The sequence below is a fragment of the Amycolatopsis sp. MEPSY49 genome (genome assembly GCF_051337345.1).
Classification (GTDB): domain Bacteria; phylum Actinomycetota; class Actinomycetes; order Mycobacteriales; family Pseudonocardiaceae; genus Amycolatopsis.
Window position 1 is genome coordinate 1,428,933 of sequence record NZ_JBDLYJ010000001.1, and the last position, 23,616, is coordinate 1,452,548.

The following is a 23,616-nucleotide window of genomic DNA, read 5'->3' on the forward strand; positions in this document are numbered from 1 at the left end:
CAGGGCGTGTGGCGAGATACCCTTTACCCAGCGCGCCCTGGGTACGCCCCCGGGCGCGTTCGTCGTGAGCGGGACACAGAAGGACTGGTGAGGGAAGTGCCGACCGGCAAGGTCAAGTGGTACGACGCGGAGAAGGGGTTCGGCTTCGTCACGCAGGACGGTGGCGCCGACGTCTACATTCGCAAGGCCGCGCTGCCGCAGGGCGTCGAGGGGCTCAAAGCCGGGCAGCGGCTGGAGTTCGGCGTCGCCGACGGCCGCCGCGGGCCGCAGGCGCTCTCCGTCCGGCTGCTCGACCCGCCGCCGTCGGTCGCCGAGGCGCGCCGCCGCCCCGCGGAGGAGCTGCACGGCCTGATCGAGGACATGATCAAGCTCCTCGAGCTGAAGGTGCAGCCGGACCTGCGGCGCAACCGCTACCCGGACCGCAAGCACACCAAGCAGATCGCCGAAATCATGCGCGCGGTCGCCCGGGACATCGATCCCTAAGCCTCCAGCCGGAGACCCCAGACGTCGCTGGGCAGCAGCCCGGACTCGCCGGTGCTCGAGTTGAGCACGGCCGTGTACTTCTGCACGTCCACCGCGGAAATGCGGTCGGCGGGCGTCGGCGGCGTCACGGTGTAGGCGTAGCGGTCCAGCGACGTGAACGGGATCGGGTCGCTCTGCTTGTACTCGCCCTGCGGGGTCACGTACTCGTAGACGATCTGCCACGGCGCCTCGGCGACCTCGCCGGGCACGGAGATCTGCACGGGCTTGCCCGGGCGGACCTTCAGCGTGCGCGTGTCGCCCTTGGCGCTGCACGGCTGCGCGAGCTGCTGGGAGTAGTCGCACGTGAGGACCGGCGTGGTGTTGATCGTGTGGCCGTCGGCGTAGAACGTGACCTCGGCCGGGCCGGGTGCCGAGCAGCCGGCCACCGCGAACCCACCGGCCGCAAGCAGGGCCACCACCCGGGAACGTCGCATGGTTCCGGAGCCTACCGGCGGGGCGCCGGGTCCCTGGGCAGGCCCTGGGCCGGGAAGCTGCCGGTCGGCTCGGGGCGCAGCGGCCGGTCGCCGCCGAGGCCCGGCACAAGCGAACCGCCGCGGCGCACCAGGTACGTCTGCGTGAGGCCGACGGCCAGCACGATCGTGATCACCAGGAAGCCGATCCAGTACGTCGGCGGCAGCAGCAGGCCGACCGCGCCGCCCAGGCACCAGGCCAGCTGCAGCACGGTTTCCGAGCGGCCGAACGCCGACGCGCGCGACTCCTCGGGCAGGTCTTCCTGGATGACGGCGTCGAGGCTGATCTTCGCCAGCGCGCTGGCCGTCGCGCCGATCAAGCCGACGATCGCGGCCGTGGCGAGGCCCGGCAGGATCGTCGCGACCAGCGCGGCGAGCACGCAGCCCGCCACGCAGCCGACGATCACCTGGTCGGGGCTGCCGAAGTGCAGGCGCGAGCCCAGCGCGTTGCCGAGGAAGCCGCCGGCGCCCGCCGCGGCGCCGATCACGCCGAGCAGCAGCAGCTGCATGAACGGCGTCTGCCCGCTGCCTTCGGTCTGGGCCTTGACCGCGAACGCGGCGAACATCATGAGGAAGCCGGTGAGGACGCGCACCGAGCCGTTGCCCCACAGGGCGACGACGATGTGGCGCCCCATCGGCTGGCGGCGCTTCTTCTCGGTCGGGTGCGCCGAAAGCGACGTCGGGACCTCGCCCTCGGTCGCCTCCACCCAGGCCGGGATCCGCATCGACTGCACGGCGGCGGCGACGCAGATCAGCGCCGTGAACCACAGCGCGCCCGCCGACCCGGAGATCGCGTTGATGCCGCTGGCCAGCGCGCCGAACGCGCCCGCGGCGACCAGGCCGAACGTGGTGAGCCGGGCGTTGGTCTTGGAGAGCGTGATCTCCGACGGCAGCACCCGGGGGGTCACGGCGGCCTTGAGCACGGTGAACGACTTCGACAGCACCATCATCCCGAGCGCGGCCGGGTAGAGCAGCCAGTCGTCGAAGTGCAGGGCCATCACGACGGCCATCAGCCCCTGGCCGACCGAAGACGCGCACATCGCCAGCCGCCGGCCGCGCTGCACGCGGTCGAGCGCGGGCCCGATCACCGGCGCGACCAGGGCGAACGGCGCGATCGTGATGAGCAGGTAGAGCGCGACCTTGCCCTTGCTCTCGCCGCTGGTCGCGGCGAAGAACAGGGTGTTGGCCAGCGCGATCGCCATCGCCGCGTCGCTGGCGTAGTTCAGCATCACGGCGTAGGTCAGCGAGGTCAGACCGGACTTCTCGGCGCCGTCGGCCTTCGTCGCGCGCTGGAAGGCGCCGACGGCCTGGCCGGTCAGCTGCCGGCTGCGCATCGCCGCGACCCGCGTGACGGTGATCTTCTTCGGCAGCTTCGGCGTGCCACCCGGCGTCCGCGGCTCTTCCCGCGGCGGCTGGGGCGCCGGCTCCGGTGGGCGCGGCTCGCCCGCGTAGCCGCCGGTGTCGTAGTGCTCGTACTCACCGCTGCCGGGACGGCGTTCGCCCTGGTAGAAGCCGGGCGGCTCGCGCCGGACCGGCTCGGTGCGGTTCGGGTCGTGCGGCGGGTACGGCCGCGCGCCGCGTGGCGGCGGGGGCGGCGGCTGGTGCCTGGTCGGGGCGGCGGCGGTCGGGGCCTCGTTCGCGTCGTAGTGAGGGGCGCGCGGCGGGGCGTCGTAGTACTCGCCGCGCTGGACGGGTCGTTCGACGCGGGTGGGCGGCGGGGCGCTGCGGTGCTCGACGCGGGTCGGCTGCGGCGCGACGGCTTCCCGCCACGGCTTGGCCTGCCCGGCGCCCGGCTCCGGCGTCCAGCGTCGCTTCGACTTCCGGCCGCGCTGCTGCGAGCCGGAGCCGTCGGAGCGGGAGCCGAAGAGTGCCACGTCTCAATCCTGCCTTACCGGGGGTCGGTTCCGCCTGCTCATCCGTGCTTTACGCGTTCTTCGGGACGAACCTCACCCGGAACGTGACCGGCCACTGCTTCCCGGTGAGCAGATATTCGCCGGTGCCGGGAACGGCCGCTATGCCGTTGAGGACGTCTTCGGCGCCGGTCGCGTTCACTTGAGCGCGCAGCCGACCTGCGTCGATCGTTCCGGTGACGTGCCCGGTGGCGGCGTCGATCCGCAGGACGGTGTCGGTGTGCCAAACGTTTGCGTAGACGTCGCCGCCGACGCATTCGAGCTCGTTGAGCTGGTCGCGCCCGACGTCGACGCTCCCGGTGACGGCGAAGGTCGCCGGGTCGCGGAAGGTCAGCCGGGACGAGCCGTTGCTCATCACGAGCCGGCCGCTCTCCTGGTGACAGAGGCCCCAGCCTTCGCCGTCGTACTTGACGCGACGCAGCTCGGCGAGGGTTTTGGCGTCGCGTTCGATGGCGACGCCGTCCTGCCAGGTGAGCTGCCAGAGCTTCGGCCCGAGGACGGTTACGCCCTCGCCGAAGAAAGGAGCGGGGAGGGTGGTCTTCGTGGTGGGCGGGCCGCCGGCGGGCCCCGCGGTGAGCGTCGACTGCCCGGCGAGGCCGGTGCTCTCGTAGAGGGTGTCGCCGGCGAACTCGAGGCCTTCGGTGAAGGCGGCGGGGTCGTGCGGCAGGGTCGAGACGACCTGGACGGTGAGTTGTTCCGGGGTGGTCTCCTGGCCGGGGGCGGCGGCACAGCCGCTGAGCGCGGCGGCTGCCAGCAGGGTGGTGACGATCGGCGTGCGCACGATGAACAGCCTGGCACGGGCGCCGGGGAGGCGTGCGGCACAATTGGCCGCATGACGCTGCTGCTGACCCTCGACGACGGTTCCGTGCAGCGCAAGCTCGCCGATGCGGTGGAGTTCGCGCGCGCGGCGGTGCTCGAAGAAACCCCCGAGGAGCAGATCGGCACCCACGTGGGTGTCACCCGCGAGGACGCGGTCACGGCAAGTCACCTGTTCGAGGCCCAGGTGCCGGGTTATCGCGGCTGGCGCTGGTCGGTGACGGTGGCCCTGGCGGGCGACGACGAGCCGGTGACGGTCAGCGAGGTCGTCCTGGTGCCGGGCCCGTCGGCGTTGATCGCGCCGGCCTGGGTGCCGTGGGAGCGCCGGGTGCGCGCGGGCGACCTGGGCGTCGGCGACATCTTCCCGACGGACGAGAACGACCCCCGCCTGGCCCCGGCGTACCTGCAGTCGGACGACCCGGCGGTGGAGGAGGTCGCGCGTGAAGCGGGCTTGGGCCGGGTGCACGTGTTGTCCCGGTTCGGCCGCACGGAGGCGGCGGCCCGCTGGCACTCCGGCGAGTTCGGACCTCGGTCGGACATGGCGCGGAGTGCACCGGACGTGTGCGGGACGTGCGGGTTCTTCGTGCCGTTGGCGGGTTCGTTGCGCGGGGTGTTCGGGGTGTGCAGCAACGACATCGCCCCGGCGGACGGCCACGTGGTGGACGTGGAGTACGGCTGCGGAGCGCACTCGGAGGTCGAGGTCGAGGTGACCTCGTCGGTCCCGGTGGCGGAGCTGGTCTACGACGATTCGTTGTTGGACTTCACGCCGGCGCCGTCGTTGGTGGAGTCGCCGGCGGCGGAGCCGGAGACGGCGATCGCGGGCGCGATCGGTGAGCCGGCCGAGTCCAACGCGGCGCAGGCGGAGGCGGCGGGTGTAGTCGCTGAGCCGGCTGCCGCGCAGGCCGAGGCGACCGGCGTGATCGCCGAGCCGGAGGCTGTGGCTGCCGAGCCCGAATCGGCACAGGTGGAAGAGCCCGTTGCAGCCGGAGCCGCGCAGACCGATGTTGCGGAGGAGCCGGTCGAGGCCGGGTTGCCGCAGGCCGAGGTGGGTGGTCCCGCGGGCGCAGCGGAGCCAGAGCAAGCCGAGGTTGCGAGCGCCGAGCCGGTCGCCGCGCAGACCGATGCGGTTGCCGAGCCGCAGGCAGCCGTGACGGAGCCCGACCACGCTGCCGCGGATGGCGAGCCGGAAGCGGTCGAGGTTGCCGCGCCGGTGGCTCCTGAGCCAGCTGAGGCCGATGCAACTGCTCAGCCGGAAGCGGCCGAGGCTGCACCGGTCGAGACTGATGTTCCCGAGCCGGCCGAGGCGGAGCCCACACAGGCTGAGGTGACTGATGCGGTGGCGGAGCCCACCGTGGGCGAGCAGGCGCAGGGTGAAGGTGAGGCGGGCGAGCCGGTTGCGGTCGAGCCGACGCAGGCTGAGGTGACTGATGCGGTGGCGGAGCCCACCGCGGGTGAGTACGCCGCGGGTGAATCGGCGCAGGGTGAAGCAGCGGTGGGCGAGCCGGTTGTGGCTGAGCCGACCCAGGCTGAGGTGACCGATTCGGAGGTCGGGGAGTCTCCGGCGAGTGAATCGGCGCAGGGCGATACCGCGGTGGGTGGGCCTGCCGTGGCTGAGCCGACCGAGCCGGAGACCGGTGGTTCTGCGGTGGGTGAGTCGGTGCCGTTCCGGGGCGATGTGGCTGAGCCGACGCAGGCTGAGGTGCCTGCGGCGGAGGCCGGTGAGTCGGCGTCGGTTCAGGGCGATGTCGCTGCGGGCGAGCCGGCCGGGGCTGATATCACCGATGCGGTTGTCGAGCCCGCTGCGGGTGGAGCCGAGCCGCCTGCTGCTGCTCTCACCGACGATGTGGTCACCGAGACCAATGAACCTGTTGCCGCTGACGGACCCGAAGGTGCTCTGACCGCTGAGCCCACCGTCCCTGGTGAGGTGGCTGCTCGGGAGGATGCCGCTGAGCCGGAGCCCACCCGAGCCGGCGAGGGCGAGTCCGCGCCGGCTGATGCGGGCTCGGCTGATGAGGCTCAGGCTCGGATCGATACCCCCGATGAAGCCGCTCGTGAGCAGCGGGATCTCTGAGGCCGACGGGGCCGCCGATCCCTTTGGCACCGCGCGGCTCCGTGAGTCCACCCTGCGCGCCTGGCGGGATTCGCCCACGAGGCTGATCGAGGACACCAACGTCGAGCGGGATCTGCGCGTTGGGGCCTATCGGGACCGGCTCTTCGTCGAGCTTGCCCAGAATGCCGCCGATGCCGCCATGGCGCAGGGGACTCCCGGGAAGATCCGGGTGTCCCTCGTGGACCGGGAACTCCGGTTCGCCAACACCGGTGCTCCCCTGGACGCCAGGGGCGTTGCCTCCCTTGCCTCTCTTCGGGCCTCCGGCAAGACCGGTGACACCGTTGGGCGCTTCGGGGTCGGTTTTGCCGCTGTTCGCACCGTTTCCGATGCTCCCAGCGTCGTCTCGACCAGTGGTGGGGTGCTCTTCTCCGCCGAGAAGACTCGTGAAGCCGCGGACATTCAAGGGGACGTTCCCGTTCTGCGGCTGCCCTGGCCGGTGAAGGCTGACGTTCCGGAAGGATTCGACACCGAGGTTCGGCTGCCGCTCAGGGATGACGTCGATGGGCGGGCCCTGCTCGACCAGCTCGCCGAGGACATCGGTGATCTGCTTCTCGCTCTGCCGTGGTTGACCGAAGCCGATGTGGACGGTCGCGTTTGGACTCGGCAAGACCACGGTGCTGTCGTTGAGATCCGAGGACCGGGAAAGGAAACCCGGTGGCTGACTCATCGCGGGGACGTCGTCTGGGCCGTTCCGGTTGACCCGCACGGCCTTCCGAAGCCTCTCGAAGAAGACGTTCTCCACGCTCCCACCCCGACCGACGACGGGCTCTCGCTCCCCGCACGCCTTCTCGCTTCCGTGCCGGTCGAACCGTCACGTCGCCGGGCGCTTCCCGGGGCTGACCTGACCGCGTCGCTCAAGAACGCCGCTGCCGAGTACGTGCAATTGGTGAGGTTGCTGCCGGCCGAGCAGCGGTTCGCGCTCGTGCCCGTGCCCGGGTTTCCGAAGTCTACTGTGGACGCCCAGCTGCGCGACGAAGTCGTCGCCGGTCTCAGCGCCGAACCTTGGCTGTCCACTCAGGACGGTCGTGACGTCGCCGGGAGGCAGGCGAAAGTTCTCGACGTCGATGTCGAAGGGCTTCCCGAGCTGATCGCCGACGTCGTTCCCGGGCTGATCAAGGGCGCCGCGCCCGCCAGTGTGCTCAAAGCCGTTGCCGTGCAAGTGATCGGCATCGAAGAAGTGCTGGAAACGCTTACTGGCACCTCCCGCGAACCGAGCTGGTGGCACGACCTCTACGCGGCGCTTGCCAAGGCTGTCGAGTCTCACGCGCTTGCCGGTGAAAGGCTTGATGGACTGCCCGTCCCGTTGTCCGACGGCCGGACGTTGCCTGGCGCGCGTGGGTGCCTGCTCGTCGAGGGATCGGCGGAGCTGCTCGAACTGCTGTCCGATGTGGATATTCCTGGGCTGCGGCTGGTGCACCCCGCCGCGTCGCATCCGCTGCTGGAACGGTTGGGTGCCAAGCATGCCGACGCGCGTGAGCTGCTCAACGCCGATCAGCTTCGCGACGCCGTCGAGCGCAGTGTGGAGGACGTCCGGTCCGGATTGGACGGTACAACGCTCGCCGGCGCCGTCCTCCGGCTGATCGCCGACTGCGGGGACGACGCCCCGCGCTGGGTCGGCGCCCTCGCCCTGCCAGCCACCGACACCTGGCGACGCGCCGACGAACTCGTGCTGCCGACGTCGCCGCTGCTGGACGTCTTCGACGAAGAAGTCTTCGAGGAGGACGGCACGCTCGACGTCCTCGACGAAGACTTCGCCGAGGACTGGCCCCAAAGCACACTCGAAGCCGCCGGAGTGCTCGACTCGTTCGCGCTCGTCGCCGACGACGAGCCGCACGAACCCGACCACGACCTGCCGGACGAGGAAGCCTGGTGGGACTCGCTCCCTGAACCGCCGTCGACGCTCGTGGCCATTCGGGATCTCGACCTCGTCGCCGACGACGCCTGGCCCGCCGCCCTGCGCCTGCTCGCCTCGCGGCCCGAGACCTGGCACGCCCTGCGCACGCCGCGGGGCCACGCGCGGTGGTGGATCGCGCAGTACGCCGTGCTCGGCGGGCTCGCGCCGAACGAATGGCGGCTGCCCGGCGCCGACCTGGCCGGTCTCTACGACGAGGTTCCGGACCTCGGCCTGGGGGAGGACCTCCTGCGCACCGCGGGAGTGCGGACCGACCTCACCCTGTCCAGTGTGGACGAAGCCGCCGACGTCCTGAAGCGGCTCGGGGATCCGGATCGGACGGTCTCACCCGGACTGACCACCCGCGCCTACGACGCCGTCGTCGAGTCCGGGTTCGAACCCGAGCCGCCCGACGCCGTTCGGGCCGCCGACGGGTCCGTCGTGGACGGTGCCCTGGTCCTCGACGTGCCGTGGGTCGCCGGGGCCTTGGCGCCCGATCAGTACCTCGTCGCGCCGGACGACGCCGGCCGGTTGGCCACGTTGCTCGACCTCCCGCTCGCCAGCACGGAAGAAGCCGAGGTGACCAGCGAAGGTGAGTACGCGCCGTGGGCCGAGCTGCCCGCGCTGAAGCTCGTCGCGGATCAACTCGGCGTCCGGCTGCCCGAAGGCGGTGTTCTGGTGCACGACCCGCTCACCGTGCGGATCCAGGGTGACGAGCACGACGTCCAATGGTGGTCCGACGGCCGGCTGCACGCGGCCGACACCTCGGAAGGCCTGGCCCGCGCGTTCGCCTGGGCGGCCGGCCGCTGGCCCGACCGGCACCTCATCACGGCACTCCTCGACGATCCGTCGCCGAGGACACTCCTGAGTTAGAGCCGCTGGGCCGACTTCGAGCCCCGGCGGGCGGCGGCGCGCTGCCAGCCGATGATCGCCAGGCCGATGAACCCGAGCACGAACCCGGACAGCGCGGTCTGCACCCACAGCCCCGAAGTCGTGAAGAAGAGCACCACCAGCGCGACAGCCCAGATCGAGGTGCCTACGATCACCACCGGCGTCAGGTCGGTCAGCTTCTTGGGCAGCTCCGGCGTGTGCCGCAACGAGCCCGTAACCTCCGGTGGATTGATCGGTTCACTCACGTGGTGAAGGGTACTCCGCAGCAGCGACAGAATGGGCAGGCCAATGGCGGAGCAGGAGACGACCCGCACCGGGACGTCCACACTGGACCGGTTCTTCAAGATCACCGAACGGGGTTCGACCGTCCCGCGCGAGCTGCGCGGCGGCCTGGTCACCTTCGTCACGATGGCCTACATCGTGGTGCTGAACCCGCTGATCATCGGCAGCTTCTCCGCCGACGACGCGGGCGCGCACAAGGACCTGCTCGGCGGCATCCTGCCCGTGCCGCAGGTCGCCGCGGTGACGGCGCTCGTCGCCGGCGTGCTGACGATCCTGATGGGCCTGGTCGCGAACTACCCGTTCGCCATCGCGACCGGCCTCGGCATCAACAGCCTGGTCGCGGTCACCATCGCTCCGCAGATGACGTGGCCCGAGGCGATGGGCCTGGTCGTCATCGAGGGCGTGATCATCGTCCTGCTGGTGCTCACCGGCTTCCGGACCGCGGTGTTCCGGGCCGTGCCCGCCGCGCTCAAGTCCGCGATCGCCGTCGGCATCGGCGTGTTCATCTGCCTGATCGGCCTGGTCGACGCCGGGTTCGTGCGCCGGCTGCCGGACGCCGCGCACACGACCGTCCCGGTCGGCCTGGGCATCAACGGCTCCATCGCCTCCTGGCCGACCGCGGTGTTCGTCGTCGGCCTGCTGCTCACCGGCATCCTGGTCGTGCGCAAGGTCAAGGGCGCCATCCTGATCGGCGTCCTGGCGTCGACCGTGCTGGCCATCGTCGTCGAGGCGATCGTCAAGGCCGGGCCGTCGCAGGGCACGAACCCGAAGGGCTGGAACCTCGGCTACCCGGCGCTGCCGGACCAGGTCGTCGGCCTGCCGAACCTCTCGCTGGTCGGTGACGTCTCGTTCGGCGCCTGGACGCGGCTGCCGATCATCACCGTCTGCCTGCTGGTGTTCACGCTGGTCCTGGCCGACTTCTTCGACGCGATGGGCACCATGACCGGCCTCGCGAAGGAGGCCGACCTGCTGCCGAAGGACGGCCAGCTGCCCAACGTCGGCAAGGCACTGTTCGTCGAGGGCCTCGCGGGCGCGGCGGGCGGCTTCGGCTCGGCGAGCTCGAACACGGTGTTCGTCGAGTCGGCGTCCGGCATCGCCGAGGGCGCGCGGACCGGGCTCGCGAACGTCGTCACCGGCGTGCTGTTCATCGCCGCGATGTTCCTGACGCCGCTCTACCAGGTCGTGCCGGTCGAGGCGGCCGCGCCGGCGCTGGTCGTGGTCGGCGCGATGCTGATGTCGCAGGTCCGCGACATCGACTTCACCGACTACTCGATCGCGCTGCCGGCGTTCCTGACCATCGTCGTCATGCCGTTCACCTATTCGATCGCCAACGGCATCGGCGCCGGCTTCGTCAGCTACGTCGTGATCCGCGCCGCCACCGGCAAGGCCCGCCAGGTACACCCGCTGATGTGGGTGATCGCGCTGGCCTTCGTCGCCTACTTCGCGGTCGGGCCGCTCCAGGCGGCGTTCCGCTGATCAGCCCGGGGCCTGGACCTGGAGGGCATGGGTGAGAACGGGCAGGTTCGCCTCGAAGGCGGGCTGCGGGGCGTCGTAGCGGATGGTGATCAGGACGTCGCCGGTTCCGACGCCGATCTCGCGGACCTGCCGGGTGGCGCCCTGCTTCTGGTAGGTGAAGTCCCACTCACCGGCGTCGCTCGACGCGACCGGCTCGTGCTCGGCGATCGACGTCAGCCGGTAGCCGGGATCCTGGTTCGCCTTGGCCAGCGCCCGCAGGCCGCTCACCGGGTCCTCCTGGTCGAGCGGCACGCGGTCGGTCTCCAGGACCACCCCGCCGGCCGAGTCGAGGTAGGTGGCGCGGTCGCCGACGTGGTCCGACGGCCAGGGCGGCACCGGGATCGCGAAGTTCCAGCCGCGCCCGTCGGCGACGTCGGGGAAGCGGTAGACCTCCTGGTGAGCGACCTGGATGGTCGGCGCCGGCGATGGTGGTGGTGCCGCTGCCGGTGCGTCGTCACCGCCGCTCAGGAACTGCGCCGCCACGATCGCCAGGACCGCCGCGCCGATCGCGGCCGAGCCCACCAGCTTCTTGTTCATCGAACCCCCAGATTTCTCCGAGAGGAGGACGCGCGGGGTCCGCGGGGGTTGCGGTGGAGATCACCCGTTCGCCCGAAGTTTCGTAAGGTATGCTAACTATATGTCCGGCGACACGCACGAGCGCTCCTTGGCGAGCCGTCTGCGTCTCGCGGTGGTCCGGCTCAACCGCCGGCTGCGGGCACAGCGCGTCGGGGACGACCTCACGCTGACTCAGGTCGCCGCGCTGTCCACCTTGCACAAGTGCGGTGCGCTGACCCCGGGGCAGCTCGCCGCGAAGGAAGGCGTCCAGCCGCCCTCGATGACGAGGGTGATCGCCGCGCTCGAGGAGATGCGTTTCGTCGAGCGGCGCCCCCACCCGACCGATGGCAGGCAAGCCATCGTCGAGCTGTCCGAGAGCGGGCTGGCCTACGTTCGCAAGGCCATCTCCGTGCGGGAGGCGTGGCTGGACCGGCAATTGGCGGAACTCGGCGACGAAGAGCGCGAAGTGCTCTCGAAAGCCGCCGAAATCATAGACAGGATGGCGGGGAACTAACCACGGTGACGGCCACGGGTAGCGAAACGAAGCGTTCGATCGAGACCACTGCTACCCGGGAAACGGCTTCACCGCCGTCCGCCTCGCCGCCGTCCCAGCCGAAACCACGCCGCAGCATGTTCGCCTCGCTGCGCGTCCGCAACTACCGGCTGTTCTTCACCGGCCAGGTCATCTCGAACGTCGGCACCTGGATGCAGCGCATCGCCCAGGACTGGCTGGTGTTCACCCTCAGCGGCAACAACCCGATCGCCCTCGGCATCGCCGTCGCGCTGCAGTTCGCGCCGACGCTGTTCCTCTCGCTGTGGGCCGGCGTCCTCGCCGACCGCGTCGACAAGCGGCGGCTGCTCACCTGGATCCAGGTGGCGGCGTGTTCGCAGGCCGTGGTGCTCGGTGTCCTCGACATCACCGGCCTCGTGGCGCTGTGGCAGGTCTACGTCCTGTGCTTCACTCTCGGCGTGACGGCCGCGCTCGAAGTGCCGACGCGGCAGTCGTTCGTCGCCGAGATGGTGGGCCGCGACCAGGTCGCGAACGCCGTCGCGCTCAACTCGTCGATCTTCAACATGGCGCGGATCGTCGGGCCGGCGATCGCCGGGTTCGCGATCACGTGGATCGGCACCGGCTGGCTGTTCATCGCGAACGCGCTGAGCACGGTCGCGGTGATCATCGGGCTGGTCCTGATGAACCCGGACAAGCTGTTCCGCGTCGCGGCGGTGCCGCGCGAGAAGGGGCAGCTGGTCGAGGGACTGCGCTACGTCCGGCGACGCTCGGACCTGATGACGGTGATGGTGCTGGTGCTGTTCGTCAGCACGTTCGGCATCACGTACTTCAGCTCCCTGCCGATCGTCGCGGCAAACGTTTTCCACACCGCGGCCGACGGCTACGGCCTGCTGTCGACGCTGGTCGCGGTCGGCACGTTCACCGGCGCGGTGATGTCCGCCCGCCGCGGCACGAAGGGCCGGCCGCGGGTCCGGCTGATGCTGGTGTCCGCGTTCTTCCTCGGCGTGTTCGAGCTGATCACGGCGTTCATGCCGACGTACCTGACGTTCGGCCTCGGCCTGATCCCGCTCGGCTTCGCCACCATGACGTTCCTCAACACGGCCAACGCGCTGGTGCAGACGTCGGTCAGCCCCGAGATGCGCGGCCGCGTGATGGGGCTGTACGTGCTGGTGCTCATCGGCGGCAACCCGATCGGCGGGCCGATGGTGGGGTGGATGGCCCAGGCGTTCGGCGGGCGGTCTCCCTTCTACATCGGCGGGGCGGTCTCGGCGGTGGCCGCGGTCGTGTGCGCGGTGGTGCTGATCCGGCGGGGTGGGGTTTCGTGGCCGGTTCAGCGCGGGTTCGGGCTTCGGGTGCTCAAGCGGGCCAAGGTCTAGCGGCCCAGTAGCGGTGGCACCACCTTCTCGGCCAGGTCGCGGATCCCCGCCATGGTCCGGTTGAGGTCGTACCTCCTGAGCACGAGGGTTTGGGCGGAACCGTCGACCAGCTGAACTTCGATGACCCCGTCCGGTTCGCTCACATCCGCCGGCCGGCCCGCGAAGTGGGTGCGGAAGCTCTTCGTCGTGCTGTCCGCGCTGTATGAGAGCTTGACCTCGGCTCCGTCGGTCTTGTGCGTGCAGGTGCCCGGCCAGTCGGGTTCGACCTGGTCGAGGGGCAGGCCCAGACCTCGGGCGAGCTGGGTGCAGAGCTGCCGCATGATCAACGGGTAGGCGGCGTCGGCGATGCCGGTGCCGGGGACCGGGGTCATCTCGGGCGGGTGCAGCCGCTCTGCCTCGCTCGGCAGCGGGGGACCCGGTGTGGTGATCGCCGTGACCATCGCGGTGCCGAGTTCCGCCGCCATGTCGCGTAGTTCACGCTCGGTGCGACCGCGCGCCGGGTCCGCGATCCGGAGCTGGAGTTCGGGAGCCGCCCAGGCTTCGTCGGTGTCGGCGAGCCGGACGTTCAGCATCGCGTCGAAGGCGGGGCTGACGGGGCTCTTGGAAATCGTGCCCTGGTGTCCGGCGACCGTGACTTCCGCCGGTTCGACTCCGGGGACCGGAATCCGGTCGTAGGTGTTCGCGGTGACGTCCAGGTCGGCGGTGGCCACGTGGCAGGACGAGTTCGACACCTCGCGCAGGACCGGGCCACCCAGCACCTTGCGCCACGTCTCCTCCGGGACGGCGTTGCAGAGCACGTGGCCCCGGGCGCCGAACGGCAGTGCCGCGGCCATCTCCCCGGTCGGCATCGGGACCGGCCGGATCGCCTCGGCGTTCGCCGATGGCCACGCGGACGGCAGCGCGGACGGCAGCGCCCTCGGTGCGTCCTCCGGCGAGTCGTGGGCCGACCACCAGGCCAGTCCGCCCACCAGCATGAAGACCGCCGTCAGCGAGACGGCGATCAGCACCGTGCGGTCTTTCTTCATCCCCCTCATGTTCACGGCGTAACCGTATCGGCACGCACCGACAAAAAATGGGGGTTCAGAGCCTAAAAGTCACTCGAACGAGTGAGATCCGGGTCTCCCTGGCCGACCCCTTGCCGGGAGAGATGAGGTTAGGCTAACCTCATACACGTCCGCTTCGTGGTGGGAGCGGCAGTCAGTTCGGGAACGGACGGAGCCCCGGCCCTGGGAACCCCAGGCCGGGGCTTCGTTCACTTCACGGCAGTGTCGGGCTGAGCGCGCCGCTCGTCAAGGGACTCTCACCCGGTGGCGTGGGCAGCCGGGTCAGCGCCAGGCCGAAGTAGACGCGGTACGCCGCCCGGACCGCCGCCTGGGACTCCAAAACCACTTCGTGCCGCACGCCGTCGACCGTCTCGATCAAGCGGTCGCCCGAGAGCGTCACGCGCCCCTGGGACGTCGGGCGGGAGCACGTCAACGACTTCGTGAAGTGCGACGACGGGGACGTCGCCTGCCACCAGGCCATCGGGACGAAGTCCGACAGCGGGCGCGGACGGCGTTCCAGGCGGTACTGCGCCTTGCCGTCCCGCAGGACGTCGAGGTCGCCGTGGGGCGCGTCCAGCACGAGGAACTCACCGTCCGGATCGGACTGCGCGTCCACGCCGGACAGTCGCAGCGGGTGCCGGGAGAAACGGCCGAAGCCGACGTCGACCAGCCAGTCCTCCTCCAGGGAAACGGCGATCGCCGCGTGGTCCAGGGGCGGGCCGAGCGTGCCGTCCGGGCGGAACACCTGTGCCGCGCGCAGCGAAGCGTCGTATCCCAATGCGCGCAGCAGCGCCGCGAAGAGGCCGTTGAGCTCGTAGCAGAACCCGCCCCGGCGGCGGCGCACGATCTTGCCGAACAACGCGTCTTCGGTCAGTTCGATCGGCTCGCCGAGGTGGATGCTCAGGTTCTCGAACGGCACCGCGGCCAGGTGCCGTTCCTGCAGGTGGCGCAGCGTCGCGAGGTCGGGCGCCGCCGGCCACGCGACGCCCAGGCGGTTCAGATACGCGTCGACGTCCATGGGGACCACTCAAACACCTCGACCGCACTCGAGGTCAAGTCAATTCAGCCCACGACGAAAAACGGGGCCCTCCCCGAAGGAAGGGCCCCGTCCACGCGAAGAACTCAGCCGAGCAGCAGGCCGTTGCCGCCCGCGACGGCGTTGTCGAACCGCTTGGAGATCTCGGCCCAGTTGAAGATGTTCCACAGGGCCTTGACGTAGTCCGGCTTCACGTTCTTGTAGTCCAGGTAGAACGCGTGCTCCCAGACGTCGACCAGCAGGATCGGCACGGTCGGCAGGATCAGGTTGTTGTGGTGGTCGCGCAGCTGCTGGGTGATCAGCGTCTTGCCGATCGGGTCCCAGGAGAGCGCGCCCCAGCCGTTGCCCTGGATCGTCGTCGAGACGGCGGTGAACTGCGCCTTGAACTTGTCGAAGGAGCCGAACGCCTCGTCGATCGCCGCGGCCAGCTCGCCGGTCGGCTTGTCGCCGCCTTCCGGCGACAGGATCTTCCACCACACGACGTGGTTGGCGTGGCCGGCCAGGTTGAAGGCCAGCGTGGTCTCCAGGCCGACGATCGAGCCGAAGTCGTTCGCTTCGCGGGCGGCTTCGAGCTTGTCGAGCGTGTCGTTCGCGCCCTTGACGTAGGTCGCGTGGTGCTTGCTGTGGTGCAGCTCGTTGATCTCGCCGGAGATGTGCGGCGCGAGGGCGCCGTAGTCGTAGTCGAGATCGGGCAGCTCGTAGCGGGCCATTGGCCCTCCTTCTGTCTTCGACACAAGTTTCCGGTACCGAACCTAGTAGCACACGCCCCTCCGCGGCGAGCGGGGGCATGTGGTGATCACCGCCTGGGATGACCGGCTCGTGAGTGGCGTACCCGAGGGTCCGTCACCCGAAACCGAGCCTGCTACCTGGACTTAACTGGAGGTCAACGAGCTGTGAGATCAGGCACGGAACTCGTCGAGCCGCGCAGCCAGCTCGTCGAAGACGGCGACGTTGCACTCGAACGCCACCAGCGTCTCGTCGATCACCCGCGCGCGCTCGGTCTCGTCCCACGGCGCGTTGTCCAGCTTCGCTCGATAAGCATCGCGGAACCGCGGGGCGCTGCCGATCCCGTCGAAGTGGTAGAAGAGCGTGCCCGCCTCGGCGAGGTCGTACTGGCGCTCCAGCAGCCGCCGGATGGCCTGGCCGCCCGCGATGTCGCCGAGGTAGCGCGTGTAGTGGTGGGCGACGTACCCGCCGGCCCACGACGACGCTTCCTCGATCCGCGAGACGTAAGCCCGGGTGGACGCGAGCGGCGAGATCGTCGAGCGCCAGTCCGGGCCGACCAGGTGGGCCAGGTCGCGCTCCAGATTCGGCAGCCGGCGCAGCTCGTCGAAGACGAACTCGCCCCCGACACTGTCGCCCGCCATCCGGTCGCTCGCCGCTTCGATCGCGCTGTAGACGAAGTAGTACTGGATCGCCAGCTGGGTGTAGCCCTCCTGCGTCAGCTCACCGCCGAGCAGGGCGCGCATGTACGTCGAGTAGTTGGCCTTTTCGTGCACCTCGAGCGTCGACGCGCGCAGGGTCGCCGAGAACGGGCGAGCGTCCGTGGTCACCGTCATGGGGCAGGCCTCCCGGCGATCGATCTGACACGCTGTCAGAAAGATCGTAGGGCATACTTCCGGGTTAGGCTACCCTAAATCGACGTTCCGACCGCTCTCAAGACGAATCGGACGGCGGCTTCGACGACGTCTTCCAGCTGCTCGGGCGGCCCGTCGACGAGCGTCCGGTTGCCGAGCGCCGCGGTGATCATCGGGATCAGGACGTCCGGGTCCTCGGCGGGCCAGCGCCCGAGGTCGACGCCGCCGGCCAGGATCGCGCGCAGCCGGTCGGTGATCGGGTCGGCGTGCGCGCTGATCCGGCGGTAGGCCGCGGGCGCCAGCGCCGACGCGAGCGCCGTCCCCGGCGGCATGTGGAACTCGGCCAGCACGCGCAGCTGCAGCCGGACGAACGTCGCGAGCTGGTCGACCGGGTCGGCCTGCGCCTCGACGGCTTCGGTCAGCCGCGTGACGTACCGGGCCGCCTCGTCCTCGACGAACGCGACGAGCAGGCTTTCCTTGTCGGGGAAGTGGTTGTAGAGCGCGGTCCGGCCCACCCCGGCCGCCGAGGCGACGCCGGCGAGCGTGATCGCGTCGAACCCGCGTTCGTAGAGCTGGGCGCGCAGGACTTCGAAGACCCGCGTGCGGACTTCGCGCCGGTGCGCCTCCAGCGATTCACCGAGAATCTTCGGCATCGACCCAGGCTAGCGGGAAGGTCAGTCGGCGACCGGCCAGGTGTGCACCGGCTCGCCGGACTCCGACAGCTCCAAGTAGCGGCCCAGCATGCGGGTCAACGCCGCTTCCCGGTCGAGCCCGCGTTCCTGCGCCCGCAGGACGTAGTCACGCTGCCAGGTCGCGCCCGTCCGCCGCGCGAGGCACCGCCGCTCGATGATCCCGAGGTAGCGCTCCCGGGCTTCGTCGGAGACGTCGGAGCGGCGCAGGCCCTCGTGGGCGAGCGGGAGCAGCACGCGCAGCGCCAGCTCGTCCGGCGGGATCCAGCCGATGCCGGGCCAGTACAGCTGCGCCTCGAAGCCGCGGCGGGCGCCGGCGTAGAGGTTCTCCTCCGCCGCCTGGAAGGACATCTGGCTCCACACCGGGCGTTCCGCCTCGGCGAGCGCGCGCTGGGCGCCGTAGAAGAACGCCGCGTTCGCGACCGTGTCGACGACCGTCGGCCCGGCGGGCAGCACCCGGTTCTCCACGCGCAGGTGCGGCAGGCCGTCGACGACGTCGTACACCGGGCGGTTCCAGCGCCAGATCGTCCCGTTGTGCATGCGCAGCTCGGTGAGCTTCGGCGCCTGTCCCGCGTCGAGCGCTTCGATCGGGTCTTCGGCGTCGGTTTCCGGGAGCAGGCCGGGGAAGTAGCGGACGTTCTCCTCGAACAGGTCGAAGATCGACGTGATCCAGCGCTCGCCGAACCACACGCGCGGCCGCACGCCCTGGTTCTTCAGCTCCTCGGGCCGGGTGTCGGTCGCCTGCAGGAACAACGGGATGCGCGTCTCGTGCCAGAGCGCCTTGCCCAGCAGGAACGGCGAGTTCGTCGCGAGCGCGATCTGCGGCCCGGCCAGGCACTGCGCCGCGTTCCAGTGCGCCGCGAACTCCTCGGGCGCCACCTGGAGGTGCAGCTGCACGCTGGTGCACGCGGCCTCCGGCAGGATCGACTCGGCGTAGCTGCGCAGCCGCTCGGCCTGCTGACCCGGCAGCGCCGAGCCCTCCATCGCGAGCACCGTGCGTTCGCCGCGCGCGGCGAAGATCTGGTCGTTCAGCGTCGTGTAGCGGGCCTTGTTGGTCAGCCACTTCTGGTCGAAGTGGTCGTGCTTCAACGTCGGCAGGATGCCGATCATCGCCAGCTGCGACCCGGTGTCGCGGGCCTTCGACGCCGCGGTCGTGAGGTACGCGCGAAGATCGTCTTCGAGCTGGAGGGCGGAATCACCGGCCAGCGGCCGCGGCGGCACGTTCAGCTCGATGTTGTGCTGGCCCAGCTCGGTGGTGAACGACGGGTCGTCCAGCGCCTCCAGCACGGCGGTGTTCGTCATCGACGGGCGCAGCTCTCGGTCGACGAGGTTCAGCTCGACCTCGAGCCCGATGTTCTTGCGCGGGAACGAAAAGCTGCCGTCGGTGAGCATGCGGGCCAACGTGTCGAGACAGCGCTGCACCTTGCGGCGGTACCTCCCGCGGTCCAGCGTGTTCGGTTGAGCCGCGAGGTCCATCCCCATGACCATCCCTGCTTTTCGTCGGCGTGGAACCAGGACGTGTTTCAAGGCCCGGCGGACAACCGTTTCACAGGCGATGCAGCCGGGCTAGCGGCCAAACTGGTGCTCTCCGTCACGACGAGTTAACTGACAGCAAAATCCCTCCGTTCGTACCACTCGCCGTTCGACATTCGGACCAGTCAGGCGCCCGGCAAGCGGGTGACAGACTGGGCGGATGGGCGTGATCCACATCGACGAAATCGACGACCCGCGCGTCGACGATTTCCGCGACCTGTCCACCGCGGACCGCCGCCCGGACCGCCCGGGCGGCAAGGGACTCGTCATCGCCGAGGGCACGGTCGTGGTGTCCCGGCTGCTGGCGTCCCGGTACCCGGTGCGGGCGCTGCTGGGCGTCGAACGGCGGTTCGCCGAGCTGGCGGACGACCTCGCCGGGCTCGACGTGCCGCAGTACGCGGCCTCCGCCGAGACGATGGCCGAGATCGTCGGCTTCCACCTGAACCGCGGGATCCTCGCCGTCGCGGACCGGCCGGCGCCGCTGACGGTTTCCGAAGTCGTCGAGGGCTCCGGCACGATCGCCGTGCTGGAAGGCGTCGGTGACCACGAAAACCTCGGCGCGCTGTTCCGCAACGCGGCCGCGCTCGGCGTCGGCGGCGTCCTGCTCGGCCCCGGCTGCTCCGACCCGCTGTACCGGCGCAGCGTGCGCGTGTCGATGGGCCACGTCCTGCGCGTGCCGTTCGGGCACCTCGCGGACTGGCCCGGCGGGCTCGACGACCTGCGGGCGCGCGGGTTCGCCGTGGCCGCGTTCACGCCGCGGCCGGGTTCGATCCCGCTGCGGGAGTTGCGCGCGCACGCGCCCGGGCGGGTGGCCCTGCTGTTCGGCGCCGAAGGTCCCGGGCTGACGGAAACGGCGCTGGCGGCGGCTGATCACGCCGTCCGGATACCCATGCCGGCCGGAGTCGACTCACTCAACATCGCGACGGCCGCCGCCGTGGCCTTCTACGAACTGGCGCGGGCCGACTAAGGTTCCGGTTCATGGAGCTGCGGATCCGCGGTGAGCGCGCCGTGCTGGCCGGACCGGGCGGGGAACAGGCGCGCGAGGTCGACCCGCACAAGCTCGCGATCGGCGCCGACCTGGCGCAGGCCCTGCACGAGTGGGCGCGCGTGGCGTCCGCGGTCTCGGCCGGATCCGGGGCCGAAGCGGGCGCGGTCGTTTCGCAGCGCGGCCGTCAGCTGGCCGGCCGGCTCGCTTCGGTGATGGGCACGACCGTGCGGTTCGTCGACCCGGTGACGGGCGCCGACACGGTCGTCGAGCCGCCCCCGTCTCCGCGCGAGGGCGCGCCCGGCCGGAAGTTCGTCCAGACGGTGCTCGGGCCGCCGGGCCCGCCGGGGGAACCGACGCCGTGGCTGACCGGGCTGACGGTGTCGGCGTTCATCGCGGCCGTGGTCGTGGTGGCGATGCTGGCGCTGGCGTCGACGCTGGCCCGGGAGACGAGCGGCTGGCTGGCGCTGGTGGCGTCGGTCGTCGTGACGGCCGGGATCACGCCGTCGCTGTGGCTGATCCGCCGCACGCCGATCTTGCGATGGGCCGCGTATGGCGCGGCGGGCGGCGTCGTGATCGCGTGGGTCGGCGTGCTGGTGATCGCTTTCTGACGCGTGCGCTCGTAATCTGGCGCGATGCGGCAGCTGGACGCGTTGCGGAAGTTGTGCCTGGCCCTGCCCGAGGCGACCGAGCGGCTCAGCCACGGCGCGCCCACCTGGTTCGTGCGCGGCAAGAAGTCCTTCGTCATGTTCCACGACGACCACCACGGCGACGGCAGGCTCGCCTTCTGGTGCCCGGCACCGCCCGGCGTGCAGGAGGAGCTCGTCCGCACCGAGCCCGAACGGTTCTTCCGCCCGCCGTACGTCGGGCACCGCGGATGGCTGGGCGTGCGGCTGGACGTCGACGTCGACTGGGGCGAGATCGACCGGATCGTGCGGGAGGCCTACCGGCAGGTGGCGCCGAAGACGCTCGCCGCGCGGCTGGACTAGCCGCGCTGCGAGCGGACCCCGAGCAGCACGTCCTCCCAGGACGGCACGATCGGGTGGTTCTTCTTGGCCTTCGGCCGCGGCTCGGCGGTGTCCTCTTCCGGATCCGCCGGGACGCGGGGGATCTCGCGGGTGTCGTCGTCCGGGTCCGGCTCGGCGGCCGGCAACTCGGCGCGCTCCGGTTCGACCGAGTCCAGCGTCGGCTGGAACTCCGCCTCGCGGGCCGGTTCGAGGGCGCGGACCGTGCGGGGCGCGCGGTAGGCGTTCGGGTCGAGCAGGACCTCGGCGTTCTCGTCGAGCGCCACGACCGTGCCGCCGTGCGCCCCCGGCGAAAACGCCCAGTGCGCGCGGTTGTCCGACCGCCCGGCCTTCCACCGCAGCACGACGACCCAGCGGCCGTCGTCGCCCTTCCAGGAGTCCCAGGTGGCCTGCGAGTAGTCGTGTCCGCGGACGCCGAAGCCGTACGCGACGACCTCGCCGAGCGTCTGCACGTCGGGGCCGTCTTCGCGGACCGGGTGGGCGCTCTGCGCGAGCTCGGCGGTCCGGGACCGCTCGAGCAGGACGGGGTAGGCGTAGCGCTCGACGCGCTGCGTCGACACACCGGCGCCGGCGGCGACCTGCTCGACGGACTCGCCGGCGCGGATGCGCTGCTGGATCTCGCGTGGCCGCATCTGGCTCTCCAACTCGATTTCGATCTGGCCGAGGCGGGTGATGTCACCCCGCGCCGCCGCGCGCAGTCGCTCATCAGCCGGGAGCAGGAAACGAGTACGGCTCGCCGGGTCTTCGAGCACGATGGACTTGCCGTCCTCGTGCAGCCCGACCACTCGCAGCGCCCGCATTGTTCTCGCCTCCCCGATCTTCTTCACCGTTGTGGTGACCACGTTAGAACGGCGCGTCGGCTTGACGTGCGAGGCGCGCCGAGTCCGCGTCGAACTGCCCACTGTTCACTTAGCGACTTCCGCATCATCGACGACCCAGGTCGGCGGCCACCGGGTGACACGCCGGACACGGTCAGTCACGATCGAGTGGATCAAGACGGCGGCAGGCGGACCGTCACAGTGAGCCCGCCGCGCCGCCCGGGCTGGGCCTCCGCGTACCCCCCGTGCGCCGCCGCCACCGAGCGCACGATCGACAACCCCAGCCCCGCGTTGCGCGTGTCCCCGGTCCGCTCCGACCCCACCCGGCGGAACGGCTCGAACAGCGTCGGCACGGCCTCGGGCGGCACCACCGGCCCCGAGTTCCGCACCTCCAGGGCCGGATCGCCGCGGACCTCGACGTACACCCAGCCGCCCGAGGCGTTGTACGTGATCGCGTTGACCACCAGGTTCGTCACCAGGCGCTCGAGCAGCACCGGGTCTCCCGCCACCACGCGCGGCCGCAGGCGGGTCTCGACCGTCACCCCGGCCGCCTCCGCCGACGCCGCGGTCGCCCGGACCACCGTCGTCACCACTTCGTCGAGCCGGACCGGCGCCCGCGCCTGCAGGCCGCGGTCACTGCGGGCCAGCACCAGCAGGCCCTCGATCATCCGCTCGCTGCGCTCGTTCGTGTGCAGCAGGTGCGTGCCGAGTTTTCGCAGCTCCGGCGCCGCTTCCGGGTCGGCCATCGCCACCTCGACCAGCGTCCGCTGCACGGCCAGCGGCGTCCGCAGCTCGTGGGACGCGTTCGCGACGAACCGCTTCTGGCTGTCGAACGACTCCGCGAGCCGGTCGAGCATGCCGTCGAACGTGTCCGCCAGCTCCTTCAGCTCGTCGGGCGGGCCTTCCAGGTTGATCCGGCGGTCGAGCTTGCCCGCTTCCAGCCGCCGCGCCGCCGACGTGATGTCGTGCAGCGGCCGCAGCGCGCGGCCCGCCATCAGCCAGCCGAACAGCACGGCCAGCGCCGCCGTCGCCACCAGCGCGATCGCCGAGCCGACGACCAGCGTGGACAGCGTCGAGGAGCGGTACTCGTCCAGCGACCCGCTGAGCAGCCGCACCGCCACGCCCGGAGAGCCGACGACGGTGTCGGCCTGGACGCCGTAGAGCGCGTCGGCCGAGCCGATCGTCGTCGAGGCGACCCGGGCCGGGTCCGGCAGCTCGCTCTGCACCAGCAGGTAGTTGAGGACGACGAGGACCAGCCCGGCGAGCAGGAACAGCCCGCCGTACCAGGCCGTCAGCTTCGTCCGGACCGACAGCGCGGTCACGGCGTGCCGAACCGGTAGCCGGCGCCGGGCACGGTCTCGATCACCGGCGGGTCGCCGAGCTTGCGCCGCAACGTCATGACCGCGACGCGCACGGCGTTCGTGAACGGGTCGGCGTGCTCGTCCCACGCCTTCTCCAGCAGGTCTTCGGCGCTGACCACCGCGCCCTCGGCCCGCATGAGCACCTCCAGCACGGCGAACTCCTTCGGCGAGAGCAACAGGAACCGGCCGTCGCGGGCGGCCTGGTGCCGCGGCAGGTCGAGCACGACGCCGTCGCGCTCCAGCACCGGCGGCAACGCCGGCCGCGCGCGCCGCGACAGCGCCTGCACCCGCGCGACCAGCTCGGCGAACGCGAACGGCTTCGTCAGGTAGTCGTCGGCGCCGAGGCCCAGGCCGGCGACGCGGTCGGTCACGTCGGCGGCCGCGGTCAGCATCAGCACGCGTGCCTCGCCGCCCGCCTCGACGACCGCGGCGCACACGGCGTCGCCGTGCACCTTCGGCAGGTCGCGGTCGAGGACCACGACGTCGTAGCTGTGTACGCCCACCCGCTCGAGGGCCTGTTCGCCGTCGTAGCAGACGTCGACGGCCATCGAAAACCGCCGCAGCCCCTCCGCGACGGAGTCGGCCAGCAGCCGCTCGTCCTCCACCACCAGCACGCGCACCCGCCCAGTCTGCGCAGGAGGGCCATAAGGACCGCATAAGCGACGTCGCTTAGCGCGCCCGAATCCCCCGGTCCGTAGAC

General features: G+C 70.9%; 23 protein-coding genes. 9 read left to right on the forward strand and 14 right to left on the reverse strand.

The features are described 5' to 3' along the window. The first annotated feature begins 96 nt into the window (after positions 1 to 96). Positions 97 to 483, forward strand: a complete 387-nt coding sequence (locus ABFJ78_RS07145; protein ID WP_013230216.1) for a cold-shock protein — start codon at positions 97 to 99, stop codon at positions 481 to 483. Here ABFJ78_RS07145 and ABFJ78_RS07150 read toward each other — a convergent pair. From ABFJ78_RS07150 to ABFJ78_RS07160, 3 genes are read right to left on the reverse strand one after another with little or no spacing between them, the layout of a single operon-like run. After that, complete coding sequence (locus ABFJ78_RS07150) at positions 480 to 956, reverse strand: DUF2771 family protein (RefSeq protein WP_400867944.1); 477 nt, start codon at positions 954 to 956, stop codon at positions 480 to 482. The genes ABFJ78_RS07145 and ABFJ78_RS07150 overlap by 4 nt on opposite strands. 11 nt (positions 957 to 967) lie before the next feature. Continuing rightward, positions 968 to 2,866, reverse strand: coding sequence for an MFS transporter (locus tag ABFJ78_RS07155; protein WP_436384976.1), 1,899 nt, complete (start codon positions 2,864 to 2,866; stop codon positions 968 to 970). A 49-nt stretch (positions 2,867 to 2,915) separates the two neighbouring features. Beyond that, positions 2,916 to 3,683 carry a glutaminyl-peptide cyclotransferase gene (locus ABFJ78_RS07160; protein ID WP_436384977.1) on the reverse strand — a complete coding sequence of 256 codons (768 nt, stop codon included), beginning with the start codon at positions 3,681 to 3,683 and terminating at the stop codon, positions 2,916 to 2,918. A 51-nt stretch (positions 3,684 to 3,734) separates the two neighbouring features. Here ABFJ78_RS07160 and ABFJ78_RS07165 point away from each other — a divergent pair, with 51 nt between their 5' ends. Together ABFJ78_RS07165 and ABFJ78_RS07170 are read left to right on the forward strand one after the other, a co-directional pair. Beyond that, positions 3,735 to 5,789: a DUF3027 domain-containing protein gene (locus tag ABFJ78_RS07165; RefSeq protein ID WP_436384978.1), complete on the forward strand. Its 2,055-nt coding sequence runs from the start codon at positions 3,735 to 3,737 to the stop codon at positions 5,787 to 5,789. Further along, positions 5,758 to 8,592, forward strand: coding sequence for a sacsin N-terminal ATP-binding-like domain-containing protein (locus tag ABFJ78_RS07170; RefSeq protein WP_436385405.1), 2,835 nt, complete (start codon positions 5,758 to 5,760; stop codon positions 8,590 to 8,592). The genes ABFJ78_RS07165 and ABFJ78_RS07170 overlap by 32 nt, the downstream gene beginning before the upstream one ends. Here the strand turns inward: ABFJ78_RS07170 and ABFJ78_RS07175 are convergent. Continuing rightward, entirely contained in the window at positions 8,589 to 8,816 is a 228-nt protein-coding gene (locus ABFJ78_RS07175; protein ID WP_436385406.1) for a DUF2530 domain-containing protein, read from the reverse strand. The genes ABFJ78_RS07170 and ABFJ78_RS07175 overlap by 4 nt on opposite strands. Positions 8,817 to 8,898: 82 nt before the next feature. Between ABFJ78_RS07175 and ABFJ78_RS07180 the strand changes: the two genes are divergently transcribed. Then, a complete protein-coding gene (locus ABFJ78_RS07180; protein WP_436384979.1) occupies positions 8,899 to 10,368 on the forward strand; it encodes an NCS2 family permease in 1,470 nt (489 codons plus the stop codon). On the opposite strand, the gene ABFJ78_RS07185 is transcribed toward ABFJ78_RS07180, so the two are convergent. Continuing rightward, the gene (locus tag ABFJ78_RS07185) at positions 10,369 to 10,944 is read right to left on the reverse strand and encodes a hypothetical protein (RefSeq protein WP_436384980.1); all 576 of its coding nucleotides are present in this window, start codon (positions 10,942 to 10,944) and stop codon (positions 10,369 to 10,371) included. It abuts the gene before it with no gap. Between the two features lie 100 nt (positions 10,945 to 11,044). Between ABFJ78_RS07185 and ABFJ78_RS07190 the strand changes: the two genes are divergently transcribed. After that, positions 11,045 to 11,476: a MarR family winged helix-turn-helix transcriptional regulator gene (locus ABFJ78_RS07190; RefSeq protein WP_125307987.1), complete on the forward strand. Its 432-nt coding sequence runs from the start codon at positions 11,045 to 11,047 to the stop codon at positions 11,474 to 11,476. A 116-nt stretch (positions 11,477 to 11,592) separates the two neighbouring features. Then, on the forward strand, positions 11,593 to 12,849 hold the full coding sequence (locus ABFJ78_RS07195) for an MFS transporter (protein WP_436384983.1): 1,257 nt from the start codon (positions 11,593 to 11,595) through the stop codon (positions 12,847 to 12,849). Here ABFJ78_RS07195 and ABFJ78_RS07200 read toward each other — a convergent pair. From ABFJ78_RS07200 to ABFJ78_RS07225, 6 genes are all read right to left on the reverse strand, one after another. Beyond that, complete coding sequence (locus tag ABFJ78_RS07200) at positions 12,846 to 13,874, reverse strand: hypothetical protein (protein WP_436384985.1); 1,029 nt, start codon at positions 13,872 to 13,874, stop codon at positions 12,846 to 12,848. The genes ABFJ78_RS07195 and ABFJ78_RS07200 overlap by 4 nt on opposite strands. 232 nt (positions 13,875 to 14,106) lie before the next feature. Beyond that, the gene (locus ABFJ78_RS07205; protein WP_436384988.1) at positions 14,107 to 14,910 is read right to left on the reverse strand and encodes an arylamine N-acetyltransferase family protein; all 804 of its coding nucleotides are present in this window, start codon (positions 14,908 to 14,910) and stop codon (positions 14,107 to 14,109) included. 104 nt (positions 14,911 to 15,014) lie between these two features. Further along, positions 15,015 to 15,638, reverse strand: a complete 624-nt coding sequence (locus ABFJ78_RS07210) for a superoxide dismutase (protein ID WP_003088226.1) — start codon at positions 15,636 to 15,638, stop codon at positions 15,015 to 15,017. A gap of 189 nt (positions 15,639 to 15,827) precedes the next feature. Next, positions 15,828 to 16,487 carry a heme oxygenase (biliverdin-producing) gene (locus tag ABFJ78_RS07215; protein WP_436384989.1) on the reverse strand — a complete coding sequence of 220 codons (660 nt, stop codon included), beginning with the start codon at positions 16,485 to 16,487 and terminating at the stop codon, positions 15,828 to 15,830. A 74-nt stretch (positions 16,488 to 16,561) separates the two neighbouring features. Beyond that, the gene (locus ABFJ78_RS07220; RefSeq protein WP_436384991.1) at positions 16,562 to 17,158 is read right to left on the reverse strand and encodes a TetR/AcrR family transcriptional regulator; all 597 of its coding nucleotides are present in this window, start codon (positions 17,156 to 17,158) and stop codon (positions 16,562 to 16,564) included. 21 nt (positions 17,159 to 17,179) lie between these two features. Then, complete coding sequence (locus tag ABFJ78_RS07225; RefSeq protein ID WP_436384992.1) at positions 17,180 to 18,676, reverse strand: glutamate--cysteine ligase; 1,497 nt, start codon at positions 18,674 to 18,676, stop codon at positions 17,180 to 17,182. A 211-nt stretch (positions 18,677 to 18,887) separates the two neighbouring features. On the opposite strand from ABFJ78_RS07225, the gene ABFJ78_RS07230 reads away from it, so the two are divergent. The 3 genes from ABFJ78_RS07230 to ABFJ78_RS07240 are packed head-to-tail and all read left to right on the forward strand — an operon-like array spanning position 18,888 to position 20,701. Continuing rightward, entirely contained in the window at positions 18,888 to 19,694 is an 807-nt protein-coding gene (locus tag ABFJ78_RS07230; RefSeq protein WP_436384994.1) for a TrmH family RNA methyltransferase, read from the forward strand. Between the two features lie 11 nt (positions 19,695 to 19,705). Next, positions 19,706 to 20,323: a DUF2537 domain-containing protein gene (locus tag ABFJ78_RS07235; RefSeq protein ID WP_436384995.1), complete on the forward strand. Its 618-nt coding sequence runs from the start codon at positions 19,706 to 19,708 to the stop codon at positions 20,321 to 20,323. A 24-nt stretch (positions 20,324 to 20,347) separates the two neighbouring features. Beyond that, entirely contained in the window at positions 20,348 to 20,701 is a 354-nt protein-coding gene (locus ABFJ78_RS07240) for an MmcQ/YjbR family DNA-binding protein (RefSeq protein WP_436384996.1), read from the forward strand. Here the strand turns inward: ABFJ78_RS07240 and sepH are convergent. The 3 genes from sepH to ABFJ78_RS07255 all read right to left on the reverse strand — a co-directional run bounded on the left by sepH (position 20,698) and on the right by ABFJ78_RS07255 (position 23,536). Continuing rightward, positions 20,698 to 21,537 (reverse strand): septation protein SepH, encoded by an 840-nt coding sequence (gene sepH, locus ABFJ78_RS07245; RefSeq protein WP_436385407.1) that lies wholly within the window; start codon positions 21,535 to 21,537, stop codon positions 20,698 to 20,700. The two genes, ABFJ78_RS07240 and sepH, sit on opposite strands and share 4 nt — an antisense overlap. A 191-nt stretch (positions 21,538 to 21,728) precedes the next feature. Beyond that, positions 21,729 to 22,877, reverse strand: coding sequence for a sensor histidine kinase (locus tag ABFJ78_RS07250; RefSeq protein ID WP_436384997.1), 1,149 nt, complete (start codon positions 22,875 to 22,877; stop codon positions 21,729 to 21,731). Next, positions 22,874 to 23,536 (reverse strand): response regulator transcription factor, encoded by a 663-nt coding sequence (locus tag ABFJ78_RS07255; protein WP_372670317.1) that lies wholly within the window; start codon positions 23,534 to 23,536, stop codon positions 22,874 to 22,876. Before ABFJ78_RS07255 ends, ABFJ78_RS07250 begins: the two co-directional genes overlap by 4 nt. Between the last annotated feature and the right edge of the window lie 80 nt (positions 23,537 to 23,616).

Excerpts from the sequence above, each read along its gene's own strand:
- ABFJ78_RS07150 (WP_400867944.1), bottom strand. The coding sequence starts at position 956 with ATGCGACGTTCCCGGGTGGTGGCCCTGCTTGCGGCCGGTGGGTTCGCG.
- ABFJ78_RS07165 (WP_436384978.1), top strand. The coding sequence starts at position 3,735 with ATGACGCTGCTGCTGACCCTCGACGACGGTTCCGTGCAGCGCAAGCTC.
- ABFJ78_RS07170 (WP_436385405.1), top strand. The coding sequence starts at position 5,758 with ATGAAGCCGCTCGTGAGCAGCGGGATCTCTGAGGCCGACGGGGCCGCC.
- ABFJ78_RS07180 (WP_436384979.1), top strand. The coding sequence starts at position 8,899 with ATGGCGGAGCAGGAGACGACCCGCACCGGGACGTCCACACTGGACCGG.
- ABFJ78_RS07185 (WP_436384980.1), bottom strand. The coding sequence starts at position 10,944 with ATGAACAAGAAGCTGGTGGGCTCGGCCGCGATCGGCGCGGCGGTCCTG.
- ABFJ78_RS07190 (WP_125307987.1), top strand. The coding sequence starts at position 11,045 with ATGTCCGGCGACACGCACGAGCGCTCCTTGGCGAGCCGTCTGCGTCTC.
- ABFJ78_RS07195 (WP_436384983.1), top strand. The coding sequence starts at position 11,593 with ATGTTCGCCTCGCTGCGCGTCCGCAACTACCGGCTGTTCTTCACCGGC.
- ABFJ78_RS07200 (WP_436384985.1), bottom strand. The coding sequence starts at position 13,874 with ATGAAGAAAGACCGCACGGTGCTGATCGCCGTCTCGCTGACGGCGGTC.
- ABFJ78_RS07205 (WP_436384988.1), bottom strand. The coding sequence starts at position 14,910 with ATGGACGTCGACGCGTATCTGAACCGCCTGGGCGTCGCGTGGCCGGCG.
- ABFJ78_RS07210 (WP_003088226.1), bottom strand. The coding sequence starts at position 15,638 with ATGGCCCGCTACGAGCTGCCCGATCTCGACTACGACTACGGCGCCCTC.
- ABFJ78_RS07215 (WP_436384989.1), bottom strand. The coding sequence starts at position 16,487 with ATGACGGTGACCACGGACGCTCGCCCGTTCTCGGCGACCCTGCGCGCG.
- ABFJ78_RS07220 (WP_436384991.1), bottom strand. The coding sequence starts at position 17,158 with ATGCCGAAGATTCTCGGTGAATCGCTGGAGGCGCACCGGCGCGAAGTC.
- ABFJ78_RS07225 (WP_436384992.1), bottom strand. The coding sequence starts at position 18,676 with ATGGGGATGGACCTCGCGGCTCAACCGAACACGCTGGACCGCGGGAGG.
- ABFJ78_RS07230 (WP_436384994.1), top strand. The coding sequence starts at position 18,888 with ATGGGCGTGATCCACATCGACGAAATCGACGACCCGCGCGTCGACGAT.
- ABFJ78_RS07235 (WP_436384995.1), top strand. The coding sequence starts at position 19,706 with ATGGAGCTGCGGATCCGCGGTGAGCGCGCCGTGCTGGCCGGACCGGGC.
- ABFJ78_RS07240 (WP_436384996.1), top strand. The coding sequence starts at position 20,348 with ATGCGGCAGCTGGACGCGTTGCGGAAGTTGTGCCTGGCCCTGCCCGAG.
- sepH (WP_436385407.1), bottom strand. The coding sequence starts at position 21,537 with ATGCGGGCGCTGCGAGTGGTCGGGCTGCACGAGGACGGCAAGTCCATC.